Origin of the sequence: Ralstonia edaphi, from assembly GCF_958350185.1 — a bacterium.
GTDB classification, from domain to species: Bacteria; Pseudomonadota; Gammaproteobacteria; order Burkholderiales; family Burkholderiaceae; genus Ralstonia; species Ralstonia edaphi.
The window spans coordinates 39,188-53,568 of the sequence record NZ_CATWHI010000005.1 but is presented as its reverse complement, the minus strand read 5'-3'; the positions used below and the strand labels follow the sequence as shown (position 1 = coordinate 53,568).

The 14,381-nt window shown below is 63.0% G+C and carries 16 protein-coding genes; 11 read left to right on the top strand and 5 right to left on the bottom strand.

Going from position 1 to position 14,381, the window contains the following annotated elements; translation table 11 throughout:
• The first annotated feature begins 291 nt into the window (after positions 1–291).
• Together R2669_RS17750 and R2669_RS17745 are read left to right on the top strand one after the other, a co-directional pair.
• A complete protein-coding gene (locus R2669_RS17750; protein WP_316901553.1) occupies positions 292–1,488 on the top strand; it encodes an amino acid aminotransferase in 1,197 nt (398 codons plus the stop codon).
• A gap of 205 nt (positions 1,489–1,693) precedes the next feature.
• Entirely contained in the window at positions 1,694–2,965 is a 1,272-nt protein-coding gene (locus R2669_RS17745) for a polyhydroxyalkanoate depolymerase (RefSeq protein WP_316901552.1), read from the top strand.
• Positions 2,966–3,035: 70 nt separating this feature from the next.
• Here R2669_RS17745 and R2669_RS17740 read toward each other — a convergent pair whose 3' ends face one another.
• On the bottom strand, positions 3,036–3,731 hold the full coding sequence (locus R2669_RS17740) for a TetR/AcrR family transcriptional regulator (RefSeq protein ID WP_147214191.1): 696 nt from the start codon (positions 3,729–3,731) through the stop codon (positions 3,036–3,038).
• Positions 3,732–3,871: 140 nt separating this feature from the next.
• On the opposite strand from R2669_RS17740, the gene rsxB reads away from it, so the two are divergent.
• Positions 3,872–4,702 (top strand): electron transport complex subunit RsxB, encoded by an 831-nt coding sequence (gene rsxB, locus R2669_RS17735; RefSeq protein ID WP_316901550.1) that lies wholly within the window; start codon positions 3,872–3,874, stop codon positions 4,700–4,702.
• Between the two features lie 14 nt (positions 4,703–4,716).
• Complete coding sequence (gene nth, locus R2669_RS17730) at positions 4,717–5,361, top strand: endonuclease III (protein WP_102064839.1); 645 nt, start codon at positions 4,717–4,719, stop codon at positions 5,359–5,361.
• 60 nt (positions 5,362–5,421) lie between these two features.
• Here the strand turns inward: nth and R2669_RS17725 are convergent, their stop codons facing one another.
• Positions 5,422–6,009: a malonic semialdehyde reductase gene (locus tag R2669_RS17725; protein WP_027677800.1), complete on the bottom strand. Its 588-nt coding sequence runs from the start codon at positions 6,007–6,009 to the stop codon at positions 5,422–5,424.
• Positions 6,010–6,415: 406 nt separating this feature from the next.
• Here R2669_RS17725 and R2669_RS17720 point away from each other — a divergent pair, with 406 nt between their 5' ends.
• Together R2669_RS17720 and R2669_RS17715 are read left to right on the top strand one after the other, a co-directional pair.
• Positions 6,416–6,643, top strand: a complete 228-nt coding sequence (locus R2669_RS17720; RefSeq protein WP_180815198.1) for a hypothetical protein — start codon at positions 6,416–6,418, stop codon at positions 6,641–6,643.
• Positions 6,615–8,420 carry a S10 family peptidase gene (locus tag R2669_RS17715; RefSeq protein WP_316901548.1) on the top strand — a complete coding sequence of 602 codons (1,806 nt, stop codon included), beginning with the start codon at positions 6,615–6,617 and terminating at the stop codon, positions 8,418–8,420. Before R2669_RS17720 ends, R2669_RS17715 begins: the two co-directional genes overlap by 29 nt.
• A 74-nt stretch (positions 8,421–8,494) precedes the next feature.
• On the opposite strand, the gene R2669_RS17710 is transcribed toward R2669_RS17715, so the two are convergent.
• Entirely contained in the window at positions 8,495–9,430 is a 936-nt protein-coding gene (locus tag R2669_RS17710; RefSeq protein ID WP_027677802.1) for a DMT family transporter, read from the bottom strand.
• Between the two features lie 115 nt (positions 9,431–9,545).
• Here R2669_RS17710 and R2669_RS17705 point away from each other — a divergent pair, with 115 nt between their 5' ends.
• Positions 9,546–9,980: a DUF1841 family protein gene (locus R2669_RS17705; protein WP_009238576.1), complete on the top strand. Its 435-nt coding sequence runs from the start codon at positions 9,546–9,548 to the stop codon at positions 9,978–9,980.
• Positions 9,981–10,047: 67 nt separating this feature from the next.
• Here R2669_RS17705 and R2669_RS17700 read toward each other — a convergent pair whose 3' ends face one another.
• A complete protein-coding gene (locus R2669_RS17700; RefSeq protein WP_316874231.1) occupies positions 10,048–10,446 on the bottom strand; it encodes a c-type cytochrome in 399 nt (132 codons plus the stop codon).
• A gap of 11 nt (positions 10,447–10,457) precedes the next feature.
• Positions 10,458–10,823 (bottom strand): c-type cytochrome, encoded by a 366-nt coding sequence (locus R2669_RS17695; RefSeq protein WP_027677805.1) that lies wholly within the window; start codon positions 10,821–10,823, stop codon positions 10,458–10,460.
• Between the two features lie 311 nt (positions 10,824–11,134).
• On the opposite strand from R2669_RS17695, the gene R2669_RS17690 reads away from it, so the two are divergent.
• The 4 genes from R2669_RS17690 (at position 11,135) to R2669_RS17675 (ending at position 14,378) form a co-directional block, all read left to right on the top strand.
• A complete protein-coding gene (locus tag R2669_RS17690) occupies positions 11,135–12,016 on the top strand; it encodes an AAA family ATPase (RefSeq protein WP_065857353.1) in 882 nt (293 codons plus the stop codon).
• A 12-nt stretch (positions 12,017–12,028) separates the two neighbouring features.
• A complete protein-coding gene (locus R2669_RS17685; protein ID WP_316901546.1) occupies positions 12,029–12,637 on the top strand; it encodes a GNAT family N-acetyltransferase in 609 nt (202 codons plus the stop codon).
• Between the two features lie 16 nt (positions 12,638–12,653).
• Complete coding sequence (locus R2669_RS17680; protein ID WP_316901544.1) at positions 12,654–13,829, top strand: vWA domain-containing protein; 1,176 nt, start codon at positions 12,654–12,656, stop codon at positions 13,827–13,829.
• Between the two features lie 150 nt (positions 13,830–13,979).
• A complete protein-coding gene (locus R2669_RS17675) occupies positions 13,980–14,378 on the top strand; it encodes a nuclear transport factor 2 family protein (RefSeq protein WP_316888110.1) in 399 nt (132 codons plus the stop codon).
• Positions 14,379–14,381 lie beyond the last annotated feature (3 nt).

The window sequence follows — 14,381 nt, the reverse complement described above, 5'->3', positions numbered from 1 at the left end:
CACGCCCTTAGCAAATGAGGACGGCAGCGGCAATTGCAACCAATCGTCTAGTGTAGCGTGCGGCCCGGGCAATCGTTTGGACGACCGGGCCCGCAGATCTGTACCGGCCGTTGAAACGCTTTAGGCGCCTGTTCTGCAAGGATTTTTCGGGCGATTAGAGCGTGTATTCGGTACAATCCATCTTCGTGCGCGCCTCGTTGTACATCTGGCGCCGGGCGAGCCGCCCCGGAGTCCGCGCCGCACCGCCTGCAAGATCCCACCGAATTCCGAACCAACCGATCGAGACATCTCATGTCGCTTTTCTCTGCCGTCGAACTGGCCCCGCGCGACCCCATCCTGGGCCTGAATGAAGCTTTCAACGCCGATACCCGCAGCACCAAAGTGAATCTGGGCGTGGGCGTGTACTTCACCGACGAAGGGAAAATTCCGGTGCTGCGCGCCGTACAGGAAGCCGAAAAGGCCCGCCTGGCTGCCGCTGCCCCGCGCGGCTACCTGCCGATCGAAGGCATTGCCGCCTACGACCAGGCCGTGCAGAAACTGCTGTTCGGCGCTGAGTCGCCGCTCATCACCGAAGGCCGTGTGGTCACCGCGCAAGCCCTGGGCGGCACCGGCGCACTGAAGATCGGCGCCGACTTCCTCAAGCGTCTGTACCCGAACGCCAAGGTCGCGATTTCCGACCCGAGCTGGGAAAACCACCGCGCGCTGTTCGAGTCGGCCGGCTTCGAAGTCGTCAACTATGCGTACTACGATGCCCCGTCGCACGGCCTGAACTTCGCCGGCATGATGGATTCGCTGAACAGCTACGCGCCGAACACGATCGTCGTGCTGCACGCCTGCTGCCACAACCCGACCGGCGTGGACATGACCACCGAGCAGTGGAAGCAGGTCGTGGAAGTCATCAAGGCCAAGAACCTGATCCCGTTCCTCGACATGGCCTACCAAGGCTTTGCCGACGGCATCCAGCAAGACGGCCTGGCGGTGCGTCTGTTTGCCGAATCCGGCCTGCCGTTCTTCGTCTCCAGCTCGTTCTCGAAGTCGTTCTCGCTGTACGGCGAGCGCGTCGGCGCGCTGTCGATCGTGACGACCAGCAAGGACGAAGCCACCCGCGTGCTGTCGCAAGTCAAGCGCGTGATCCGCACGAACTACTCGAACCCGCCGACCCACGGCGGCACGATCGTCGCCAGCGTGCTGACGAGCCCCGAGCTGCGCGCGATGTGGGAACAGGAACTGGGCGAAATGCGCGACCGCATCAAGTCGATGCGCAACGCGCTGGTCGACAAGCTGGCCGCCAAGGGCGTGAAGACCGATTTCTCGTTCGTGAAGGCGCAACGCGGCATGTTCTCGTACTCGGGCCTGACCTCCGCGCAAGTGGATCGCCTGCGTACCGAGCACGGCATCTACGCCGTGTCGACCGGCCGCATTTGCGTGGCCGCGCTGAATACGCACAACATCGACGCCGTGGTGAATGCCATCGCTGATGTCCTGTAAGGTGCGGTAGGCATCACGCCTCACGGGCAATTGCAAAAAGAAAAGCGGCTTCGGCCGCTTTTTTGCTGCATCGGACTAGACTGACACGGGCGCATCATAGAAGCAGCGCAACACTCCGTTATCAGGGTTTATGCTGCATCGCGGTAACGTGCACCCAGGTGCATAATCGTTTGCGTCGCCTTCGCCACCAGAGATCGGTCCAGCCATGCTTTACCAGCTTCACGAATTCCAGCGCGCCCTGCTCAGCCCCATGACGGCTTGGGCCCAGGCCACTGCCAAGACCTTCACCAACCCCCTGAGTCCGCTGTCCCTGATGCCCGGCGCGCAACGCTACGCTGCGGGCTACGAGCTGCTGTATCGCCTGGGCAAGGAGTACGAGAAGCCGGAATTCGGCATCCGCTCCGTCAAGTCCAACGGCCGCGACATTCCGATCGTTGAGCAGACCATCATCGAGAAGCCGTTCTGCCGCCTGATCCGCTTCAAGCGCTACGCCGACGACGCCGAGACCATCAAGCTGCTCAAGGATGAGCCCGTCGTGCTGGTGTGCGCACCGCTGTCGGGTCACCACTCCACGCTGCTGCGCGACACCGTGCGCACGCTGCTGCAGGATCACAAAGTCTACGTGACCGACTGGATCGATGCGCGCATGGTGCCGGTCGAAGAAGGTGCGTTCCACCTGTCGGACTACATCAACTACATCCGCGAGTTCATCAACTACATTGGCGCCGACAAGCTGCACGTGATTTCAGTGTGCCAGCCGACGGTGCCGGTGCTGGCCGCCATCTCGCTGATGGCCTCGGACGGCGAGAAGACGCCGCGCACGATGACCATGATGGGCGGCCCGATCGACGCCCGCAAGAGCCCGACCGCCGTCAACTCGCTGGCGACGAACAAGTCGCACAGCTGGTTCGAGAACAACGTGATCTACACGGTGCCGGCCAACTATCCGGGCCACGGCCGCAAGGTGTATCCGGGCTTCCTGCAACACGCCGGCTTTGTGGCGATGAACCCGGACCGCCACCTGTCATCGCACTACGATTACTACCTGAACCTGGTCGAAGGCGACACGGAAGACGCCGAAGCGCACGTGCGTTTCTACGACGAGTACAACGCCGTGCTCGACATGGCCGCCGAGTATTACCTCGAGACCATCCGCGACGTGTTCCAGGAATTCCACCTGGCCAACGGTACGTGGGTGGTGGAAGGCAAGCCGGTGCGCCCGCAGGACATCAAGAGCACCGCGCTCTTCACCATTGAAGGCGAGCTGGACGACATCTCCGGCAGCGGTCAGACCGAAGCGGCGCATGGTCTGTGCACCGGCATCCCGAATGCGCGCAAGCAGCACCTGACGGCGCCCAAGTGTGGCCACTACGGCATCTTTTCGGGTCGCCGCTGGCGCGAGCAGGTGTATCCGCAGTTGCGGGACTTCATCCGCCGCTACGAAGAGAATGCTCCACGCATCAAGGCTGTGGCCTGAGCCTGAAGCACTCAAGAAAAAGCCTCGCAACCGCGAGGCTTTTTTGTTGTGGCGACGATCCGTTCGCCGATCAGTTCTTGGGCCGGTCCAGATACGCCAGCAGCATCTTGATATGCAGTTGCGCGAAGGCTTCGTGCTCATCGGCCGAGGCGATGTCGCGGCCGACCACAGCGCTGATCGTGTAACGGTTGGACAGCACGTAATAGCCCAGCGCCGAGATCGTCAGATACAGGCGCGACACATCGACATCGTCACGGAAGATGCCGCTGCGCTGGCCGCGCTCCACCACGCCGCGCAGCACGTCGATGACCGGGTTGACCAGCTCCACCAAGTGCGGCGACGTCTTCAGATGCCGCGCCTCGTGCAGGTTTTCGCTGTTGAGCAGGCGGATGAATTCGGGATTCTCGTAATAGAAATCCCAGACGAAACGCGCAAGCTGGATGACCGCCTCACGCGGATCCGACGACTCGATCTGCACCTGTTCTTCCGCCTCCTTGAAGCGGAAATACATGTTCTCGAGCACCGTCAGGAAGAGCTTTTCCTTGCTGCCGTAGTAGTAATACAGCATGCGCTCGTTGGTTTCGGCGCGGCGGGCGATGGCATCGACGCGGGCACCGGCAAAGCCGCCGCGTGAAAATTCTTCAGTGGCCGCAGCAAGGATGCGCCGACGCGTGCCGGCGGGGTCGCGACGCGTGCGGGGTGCGGCGGATTCGCCATGAGCATCCGCTTCGATGTCGGCGAGCGGCGCGGCTGGGTGAGACGGCATGGCACCTCGGTCCGTTTAGAACGCAGGAATTATGTCATAGGGTCAAGACATGCCCGCCGTGTGCGATCTCAGGGCATGCACGCCTTGCGCCGCAGCCAAATCGGCGATAATGGCAGGCTATTCAAACGACAAGTCCCATCGTGGTTTCCTTGGTCTCCACAACCGCCGCATCCTTGGCCGACCGGCTCGAAAACCTCCTGCCGCAAACGCAATGCACCAAGTGCGGCTACAGCGGCTGCCGCCCCTACGCGGAAGCCATGGCCAGCGGCGAGGCGCTCCCCAACCGTTGCCCACCCGGCGGCGCGGAAGGTATTCGCCGGCTGTCAGACGCACTTGGCCGCACGGGCGACCTGCTGCCGCTGGACCCGTCCAACGGCATCGAACAGCCTCGCGCCATCGCCGTCATCGACCCGGAGCGCTGCATCGGTTGCACGCTGTGCATTCAGGCGTGCCCGGTCGACGCCATCGTCGGTGCGCCCAAGGCAATGCACACGGTGCTCGAAGACTGGTGCACCGGTTGCGACCTCTGCGTGCCGCCCTGCCCCGTCGATTGCATCGACATGCGCCCAGTCACCGGCGAGCGCACAGGCTGGGATGCCTGGAGCCAGGAACAGGCCGATGTCGCACGGGACCGCTACGTCTTCCGCAACGCGCGCCTGAAGCGCGAACAAGCCGAGAACGAAGCGCGCCTCGCCGCCAAGGCCGCGGCCAAACTCGCAGCGGTGAGCGCCGAGCAACCGGCCGATGACGCTGAACTCGCCGCCCAGGCGCGCAAGAAGGCGATCATCCAGGCTGCGATCGAACGGGCGCGCCAGAAGCAGGCCGAGATGGCCGCGCGCGGGCTAGGTCCGCGCAACGTGACCAACGTGTCGGCGGATGTACAGGCGCAGATTGACGAGGCCGAAGCGCGCCGCAAGCGCATCGCGAGCCAGATCGAACGCAGCGCCAAACCCGACGCAGATAAACCCTGACCCCGGCCCCGACGATGAATCCCGCCAAGCGCCGCGCCATCTTCGAGACACTGCGCGAAAACAACCCGACGCCGACCACCGAGCTGGAATACACCACGCCGTTCGAGCTGCTGATTGCAGTGCTGCTGTCCGCACAGGCAACGGACGTGGGCGTGAACAAGGCGACGCGCAAGCTGTTTCCGGTGGCCAATACGCCTGCCAAGATGCTGGCGCTCGGCGAGGAAGGCATTACCGAATACATCAAGACCATCGGGCTGTATCGGACGAAGTGCAAGCACATCCTGCAGACGTGCCGCATCCTGCTCGACCAATACGGCGGCGAAGTGCCCCGTGACCGCGCCGCGCTCGAAGAGCTGCCGGGTGTGGGCCGCAAGACAGCCAACGTGGTGATGAACACGGCCTTCGGTGAGCCGACAATCGCGGTCGACACGCACATTTTCCGTGTCGCCAATCGCACGGGGCTGGCCCCCGGCAAGAACGTCCTTGAGGTCGAGCTGAAGCTGCTGAAAGTGGTGCCTGAAGAGTTTCGGCAGGACGCGCACCACTGGCTGATCCTGCATGGGCGCTATGTGTGCAAGGCCCGCAAGCCCGAGTGTTGGCATTGCGCCATCGAGCCGCTGTGTGAATTCAGGCCGAAGACGCCAGCGCCGAAGGAATGAAAAACGGGGACCGCACCTTCCGAGGCGCGTCCCCGTTTTCCTTGCGTGACGGATCGTGGCTTAAATGATCTTGCACGCCTCTTCGAATGACAGGCGCGGGTTGCGCGGGTGCAGCTTCTCGGCGTCGCCATAGCCGATGTTCATGATGAAGTTGACCTTCCACTGGCCATCGGGGAAGAACGTCTCGTTCACCTTGTCGGCATCGAAGCCGGCCATCGGGCCGCAGTCCAGGCCGAGCGCACGGGCAGCAAGCACCAGATAGCCCCCCTGCAGCGAGCCGTTCATCAGCGCGGCCGCGTTGATCTTGGCCTGGTCGCCGGCGTACCACGAGCGCGCATCGGTGTGCGGGAACAGCTTGGGCAGTTGCTCGTGGAATTGCGTGTCATACGCAACGATCACGGCCACGGGCGCCTGGCGGGTCTTTTCCTGGTTGCCGGCCGACATGCACGGAATCAGGCGCTCCTTGGCGGCAGCGCTCTTGACGAACACGAAGCGGGCCGGCGTGCTGTTGGCGGCGGTCGGGCCGTACTTCACGGTGTCGTACAACGTGTGCAGCAGTTCGTCATCGACCGGCTTGTCCAGCCACACGTTATGCGTACGGGCTGCGTGGAACAGTTGGTCCAGCGCGGACGGTTCAAGCATCGGCATTGCAAGGTGCTCCGGAAAAAGTTGAGGAGCGCATTGTAATGCGCCGTATCCGCGCGCGCCGGACACTCGCACGCTCCGGATGGGCGCCCTGCCTTCCATCGGCAGTCCGGTGGCTTTAGAAGAAACGGCATGCCTTCTTTGTATTTAATCGCATCCGCCGCGATGCATCTGCATCAACATGGTCATTTTTACAGTGCATCGCGCACGATAAAAAACAGCCCTTTACAACGGTTTCCTTACGAACTACTTTTTCGTTCGTCATTGCATTACCCGCAGAGTTGGACGTATCGGATTCGCGCCCGAGTTAAAGCAGGCGCGTAGCCGCATTCATCCCGACGCTTTTGCATGGACTGTTACAGACTTTGCGCAAACGCGCTGCGGGCTTGACTCCAGAGCCGTTCTATTTTTGAAATCCGATCGGATTTCAGGGGCTTCTTTTACCAAACAAAAACCGATTGCATTAATTTCCGCAGACAAGGCGGGAAATCAGAATATTCGTTTCGCGTCGCACAGAAATTACAAAACGCAAATCGAATATGGAGCCCACTTAAAACCACACGTTTTAAGTGATGGCGTTCGTCACCCTGAAAAAGGCCATTATCGCCATGAAAAAATCCAGGTTATCGACCAGTGATTTTGCAGGATTGTCCCGGACCCTCGGTGTATCGTTTGCGGCCGCAGCGCTATCCGCGGTGCTGCTGGCAGGTTGCGGCGGTGGCGACTCGTCCGCCGCGGCAAACCCGAGCGGCGTTGCCACCAACGCCGGCAACGCAACCACGCAACCGGTGACGGCCGCCGTGCCGCCCGACCAGCCTTACGTCGACCCGAACGTCTACGGCACCGGGCCCAATGACGCGCTTGCTGCCGATCCGGGCGAAAGCGCGGCCATCACGCACCACACCGTGACGATCGGCGGCAAGAGCATCGCCTACACCGCCACCGCTGGCCACCTGACGACCATCGACCCGGTCACGTCCCAATCCAACGCGACGATGTTCTACGTGGCGTACACGCAGGACAATCCCGATCCGGCAAAGCCGCGTCCGGTGACGTTCTTCTATAACGGCGGCCCGGGCTCGTCGTCGGTGTTCCTGCTGCTGGGCTCGTTCGGGCCGAAGCGGCTGCAGTCGTCGTTCCCGAACTTCACGCCGCCGGCGCCGTACAAACTGCCCGACAACCCGGACAGCCTGCTCGACCGCTCCGATCTCGTGTTCATCAACCCCGTGGGCACCGGTTATTCGGCCGCCATCGCACCGGCCAAGAACAAAGACTTCTGGGGCACAGACCAGGACGCGCGCTCCATCGACCGCTTCATCCAGCGTTACCTGACGAAGAACTCGCGCTGGAATTCGCCCAAGTTCCTGTACGGCGAGTCGTATGGCACGGCGCGCAGTGCGGTGCTGTCGTGGGTGCTGCATGAGGATGGCATCGAGCTGAACGGGATCACGCTGCAATCGTCGATCCTCGACTACGCGAATGCGCTCTCGGCCGTCGGCACCTTCCCGACGCTGGCCGCAGATGCCTTCTACTGGAAGAAGACGACGCTCAACCCGGCACCGACCGACCTCGACAGCTACATGGCCCAGGCACGCAACTACGCCGACAACACGCTCGCACCGCTGGCTCAAGCCCCGAGCGCCGCAGACGGCGGCTTCGTGAACGTGCGCCTGAACCTGAACCTGTCGACAGCGCAGACGATGGGTTCGTACATCGGCACCGATCCGGTCTCGCTGATCCAGACATTCGGCAATCCGGCGGCGCTGGGCAACGTGCCGTCGCAGAACAACAACCCGCCGTACACGTTCTTCCTGACGCTCAACCCGGGCATCCAGATCGGCCAGTATGACGGCCGCGCCAACTACACGGGCCAGGGCATCGCGCCGTTCATCCTGCCGAATTCGGGCAGCAACGATCCGTCGATCTCGAACATCGGCGGCGCGTACACGGTGCTGTGGAACAGCTACCTGAACACCCAGCTCAAGTACACGTCGACCTCGTCGTTCGTGGACCTGAACGACGCCGTGTTCAACAACTGGGATTTCAGCCACATCGACCCGACGGGCGCCAACAAGGGCGGCGGCAACACGCTGTACACCGCCGGCGATCTTGCCTCGACGATGAGCCTGAACCCCGACCTGAAGGTGCTGCAGGCCAGCGGCTATTTCGACGCCGTCACGCCGTTCCACCAGACCGAGCTGACGCTGGCGCAAATGCCGCTCGACCCGACGCTGAAGGCGAAGAACCTGACGATCAAGAATTACCCGTCGGGCCACATGATCTATCTGAACGATGCGTCGCGCACCGCGCTCAAGGGTGACCTGGCTTCGTTCTACGACGGCGTGATGGCCGATCGTCCGGCCCTGATGCGGGTGCAGAGCCTGCAACGCCTGCCGGGCGGGCCGAAGAAGTAATCGGCTCTGGCAGAAAGCAAAACCGCCCAGTTCACGCTGGGCGGTTTTTTGTTGGTTGGACTGTGGATTCGGCTTCAGGCCATGTCGTCTGCACCGTGCCCAGCGGGTTTCGCATCTGCACGTGTGAGCCACAGCACGCCCGCCAGAATCAATGCGCCGCCGGTCATCTGCATGGGCGCGATCGACTCGCCGAGCAGCAATGCCGCGAGCAGCACGGTCACCACCGGCTCCAGCGTCGACAGCATCGACGCCTGCGCGGCCCCCAACTTCTGCAAGCCGGCGAAGAACGTCAGGATGGCCACCACCGTCGACAAGCCGGCAATGGCCAGCGCCGCGGCCCAGCCGCTGAACGTGCCCGGCAGATGCGCCGGCGCGCCGAGCAACGCCATCCCCGTATACACGACAGCCGCAGCGGTACAGATGACGGTCGTACACGCCAGTGGATCGAGCCCGCGCGTGACCCGTGCACCGACCGTGATGTAGATCGAGTAAATGACCGCCGAGGCCACACCCAGCCCGATGCCGAGGAGGCTGCCGCCCGACAGGCCCGCACCGCCCACCGTCAGCCCCGCCCCGACCGAGCACAGCACCAGCGCGATGATCGCCGTGGTGGTCAGCCGCTCGCGCAGGAAAATCGCCGCCAGCACCGTCACGAACATCGGATACAGATACAGCAGCAACGCGACCAGGCTGGCCGGTGCGTAGTTCAACGCCGTGAAAAACGCGAACGACTGTCCGGCATAGCCAATGCCGCCCATTGCCGCCAGCCCCGCCACGCGCGACCACGGCGGTATGCCGATGCGGCGGACACGCATCACGACCATCAGCGCCGCGGCTGCGATCACAAAGCGCACGATCAGCAGACCGACCACGTTGGCGCCACTCGCATAGGCGTAATGCGTGAAGATGGCCATCGCGCCGAAGGATGCGGCGGACACGGCGATCAGCAGCACGCCGAGGAGCTTGTCGGCGGCGCGTGCTGCGAGGGGGGAATCGGCGGCTTGTCTCATGAGGGGCGGCGTTTTTGTTGGAATCGACCTCTGCGGGAGCGGGCGCCATTGTAGCGTTGCCGTCTCGCGAAGCTGCCCGGCAGGCATCGAGGCGCGCCGGTACAATGCCGGGATCATGTTCAATCCCTCCCGCGACGAAGTCCGTCAATTCTTCTGCGGCGCGTGGCGCAAGCACCGCCAGGCAGAAATCCTCACGCCGCTCGAAGCCATGGCGCTCGACTGGATGCTGCAGCATCCCGAATACCACGACACCCTGGAAGCCGGCGAAGAAGCGCTCGCCCGCGACTACACGCCAGAAAGCGGCCAGAGCAACCCGTTTCTCCACCTGTCGATGCACCTGTCGATCAGCGAGCAGGTGTCGGTGGACCAGCCGCGCGGCATTCGCGCCGCGTATGAAGCCCTGGCCCAGCGGCTCGACTCCCCGCACGAAGCGCAGCATCAGGTGATGGAATGCCTGGGCCAGATGCTGTGGACGGCGCAGCGCACCGGCCTGCCGCCCGACGGCGATGCCTACATCGAATGCGTGCGCAAACGCGCCACGGCCCGCTGAATCTGACGCTCTGACGCCAACAAAAAACCGCTCCGAAGAGCGGTTTTTATTTACCGGCGACGCCGCATTACTTCTTGAGCACCAGGGAGCCCGGCAGCGATTCGATGTACGCGGCAATGTCCTTCAGCTCAGCCTGCGTGAACGGACGCGGCTTGCCGTCGGCACCGATCGTGGCAGGGTTGCTGTTGACTTGGCCCGCCATGATGGCGTTGCTGCGGCCCACCAGCGGGTTGTTGCTGGTCTGATAGGCCAGCAGCGCGTGATAGATGTAGTCGCCGTGCTGGCCGGCGAGCTTCGGATAGTCCGGCGAGATCGGGGCATTCAGGCCCGCACCGTGGCAGGCCGCGCACGCGCCCTTCTCCACCAGCTGCTTGCCCTTTTCAATATCTGCAGCTTGTGCCGACACGGCTGCTGCCAGCATCAGCGCGCCCAGATTGAACGAGATTGCGAGCGAGATCTTCTTCATATTCTTCCTCGTCACTTCTGGGGATTGTTTTGGGTGGCAGGCGTCTGCGCCGCGTAATAGGCGGCCAGGTTGGCGATGTCCTGGTCGGTCAGCGACCCGGCGATGGCGCGCATCGTCGGGTGCTTGCGGTCACCCTTCTGGTACGCATGCAGCGCGCTTTCGATGTACTTGGCGTTCTGGCCGCCCAGATAGGGCACGCGATACACCTCGGGGAACGACGTCTTGTAGTCGGGGATGGCATGGCAGCCGATGCACATGGCGACCTTGTTTTCGGCGGCGGCAGCGTTGCCCTGAACATCGGCAGCGGCAGCGCTGTTGGCTGCGGCCAGTGCGCCTAAAGTGCCCAGTGCGGCCACCATGGTGAGGATCTTTTTCATCTCGTTCTTAAGCGTGGAGTTTCAGAATCCTGCTCGCCCTGCCGGCTTGGCTCGTCTCAGCCGGCTGTCTCGCTGGGCGCATTCACCCGCCGTTGGCAACAAGCCAGAAGACGGTCATTTGAGGTGCGTCAAACCGGCGCATTGTACCGCACCGCTTTTTTGCCAGTCCAGTTAGGGCTCCCGTGACTTGACAGCAAGGAATGGCACGGCGCGGCGCCCTCAACCCGCCCCCGCTCACGCCCGGCGTCAAACACCCAAATGCTCTTATACTGGCCGTTTCCAAATCTTTTACCGCCCAGTAGGCTTGCACGATGAACACCACCACCTCGCCTGCCCCATCCGACCAGCGCACCCGCTTCGAAGGCTCCGACCAGTACGTCGCCACCGATGACCTCAAGCTCGCCGTCAATGCGTCGATGACGCTGCAGCGCCCGCTGCTCATCAAGGGCGAGCCGGGCACGGGCAAGACCATGCTGGCTGAGGAAGTGGCCGCCGCGCTGGGCATGCCGCTGCTGCAGTGGCACGTGAAGTCGACCACCAAGGCCCAGCAGGGCTTGTACGAATACGACGCCGTCTCGCGCCTGCGCGACTCGCAGCTCGGCGATGACAAGGTGCACGACATCCGCAACTACATCGTCAAGGGCGTGCTGTGGCAGGCCTTCGAGGCGGATGAACCGGTCGTACTGCTGATCGACGAGATCGATAAGGCCGACATCGAGTTCCCGAACGACCTGCTGCGCGAGCTGGATCGCATGGAGTTCTACGTGTACGAAACGCGCGAAACCATCCGCGCCAAGCATCGCCCGCTGGTGATCATCACGTCGAACAACGAGAAGGAATTGCCCGACGCGTTCCTGCGCCGCTGCTTCTTCCACTACATCAAGTTTCCGGATGCCGAGACGATGCAGGCCATCGTCGATGTGCACTACCCGGGCATCAAACCCGCGCTGGTCAAGGCCGCGCTGGATGCGTTCTACGAGATGCGCAATCTGCCGGGGCTGAAGAAGAAGCCGTCGACGTCCGAACTGATCGACTGGCTCAAGCTGCTGCTGGCCGAAGACATTCCGCCGGAATCGCTGCGCAGCCAGGACAAGAACGCCGCGATTCCACCGCTGCACGGGGCGCTGCTCAAGAACGAACAGGATGTGCACCTGTTCGAGCGCCTGGTGTTCATGAACCGCGCCAATCGCTGAGCGAGCCCCGCCATGCCGCGCCTGATCGAGCCCGTCACGCTGTCCGGCCAGCACGCCTGGCTGGAGCCGCTCGGCCCCGAGCACGACGACGAAGTGCGCACCGCGGCCGCCGATGGCGAGCTGTGGAAGCTTTGGTACACATCCGTCCCGTCGCCCGACAAGACCGGCGAGTGGCTGGCCATTGCGCTGGACATGCGCGAACGCCTCGGCGCGATGCCGTTTGTCGTGCGCGAGATGCGTGACGGACGGCCCGGCAAAGTGGTCGGAGCCACGCGCCTCTTCAACGTCGACGAAGCCAACCGCCGGCTCGAAATCGGCCACACGTGGTACGCCAAATCCGTACAGCGCACGGCCGTCAACACGGAATGCAAGTTGCTGCTGCTCACGCATGCGTTCGAAGCCCTGCGCTGCATTGCCGTGGAATTCCGCACGCACTGGATGAATCACCAGAGCGGGGCCGCCATCGCCCGGCTCGGCGCCAAGCAGGACGGCGTGCTGCGCAACCACCAGCGCATGCCGGACGGCAGCTTCCGCGACACGGTCGTGTTTTCGATCATTGAATCGGAATGGCTGACCGTGAAACGCCATCTGCAATACAAGCTCGAGCAACCGCGCGCCTGAGCGCCGGAGGACCACCATGCTCATCGATTTCTTCTTCACGCTGCGGCACGCCAAGCTGCCGGTCTCGGTCAAGGAATACCTGACGCTGCTCGAAGGGCTCAAGCAGCAGGTCATCGCGCCGTCGCTCGACGAGTTCTACTTCCTCGCGCGCATGACGCTGGTGAAGGACGAAAAGCACTTCGACAAGTTTGACCAGGCGTTCGGCGCCTACTTCAAGGGCGTGGAAGGCGCGGTCGATTGGCGCGCAGACATTCCGCTGGATTGGCTCACCAAGAAGCTGGAGCGCGAACTGTCGCCCGAGGAGAAGGCCAAGATCGAGGCCATGGGCGGCCTGGACAAGCTGATGGAGCGGCTCAAAGAACTGCTGAGCGAGCAGCACGAGCGCCACGAAGGCGGCAACAAGTGGATCGGCACCGGCGGCACGTCGCCGTTCGGGCACGGCGGCTACAACCCGGAAGGCATCCGCATCGGCGGGCCATCGAAGGGCAACCGCACGGCAGTCAAAGTGTGGGAAGCCCGCGCGTACAAGGACTACGACGACACCGTCGAACTCGGCACGCGCAACATCAAGGTGGCGCTGCGCCGCCTGCGCAAGTTCGCGCGTGATGGTGCCGACATCGAGCTGGACCTCGACGACACCATCCACTCCACCGCCGCCAACGCCGGCATGCTCGACATCAAGATGCGCCCCGAGCGGCACAACAACGTCAAGGTGTTGATGCTGATGGATGTGGGCGGCTCGATGGACGACCACATCAAACGCGTGGAAGAACTTTTCTCCGCCGCCAAGACCGAGTTCAAGCACCTCGAGTATTACTACTTCCACAACTGCGTCTACGAATGGCTGTGGAAGAACAACCGACGACGCCACGCAGAGCGCTTCTCCACCTGGGATGTCATCCGCAAATACCCGCCTGACTACAAGCTGATCTTCGTGGGTGACGCGACCATGAGCCCGTACGAAATCCTGCAGGCGGGGGGCTCGGTGGAATACAACAACGCCGAAGCCGGCGCCACATGGCTCAAGCGGCTGATCGAACAGTTCCCGAAGTTCGTCTGGCTGAACCCCGAGCCGGAAGGCCTGTGGGAATACCGCCAATCCATCTCGGTCATCAATCAGATCGTGAAGACGCGGATGTATCCGGTGACGATCGCGGGGTTGGAATCGGCGATGCGGTTGCTATCGAAGTAACACGCCTCCCAGCGTTTCTCCAGGCGTGGACACGGTGATTACCTGACGCGTAATCGACACCATCCACGCGGGTGCCGAAGATGAAGCCATCCAGCGCAATCGATCCATCACCGCGCTGGGCAAGCTCCCCACTTCGAACGGAGAAACGCCATGACAGCCACCCAACTCGCCGCCAACGACACGCTCGCCGATACGCTGGTCGACCGTTACATTGCCGCGTGGAACGCAACAGACGCTGCGCAACGCCGCGCCCTCGTCGCGCAAACCTGGACTGAGAGCGCCACGTATGTCGATCCGCTGATGCAGGGCGCCGGCCATGACGGCATCGACGCGCTCATTGCCGGCGTGCAGGCCAAGTTCCCTGGCTTCCGTTTTGCGCGCGACGGCGGCGCGGATGTCGTGCAGGACACGATCCGCTTCCGCTGGACGCTCGGCCCCGACGGGCAGGCGCTGGTAAAGGGCACCGATTTCGTACGCATCGAAGGAGATCGCATGCAGACAGTCACCGGCTTCATCGACCAGATGCCAGGCATGGGCGACGCCGCCTGAGCG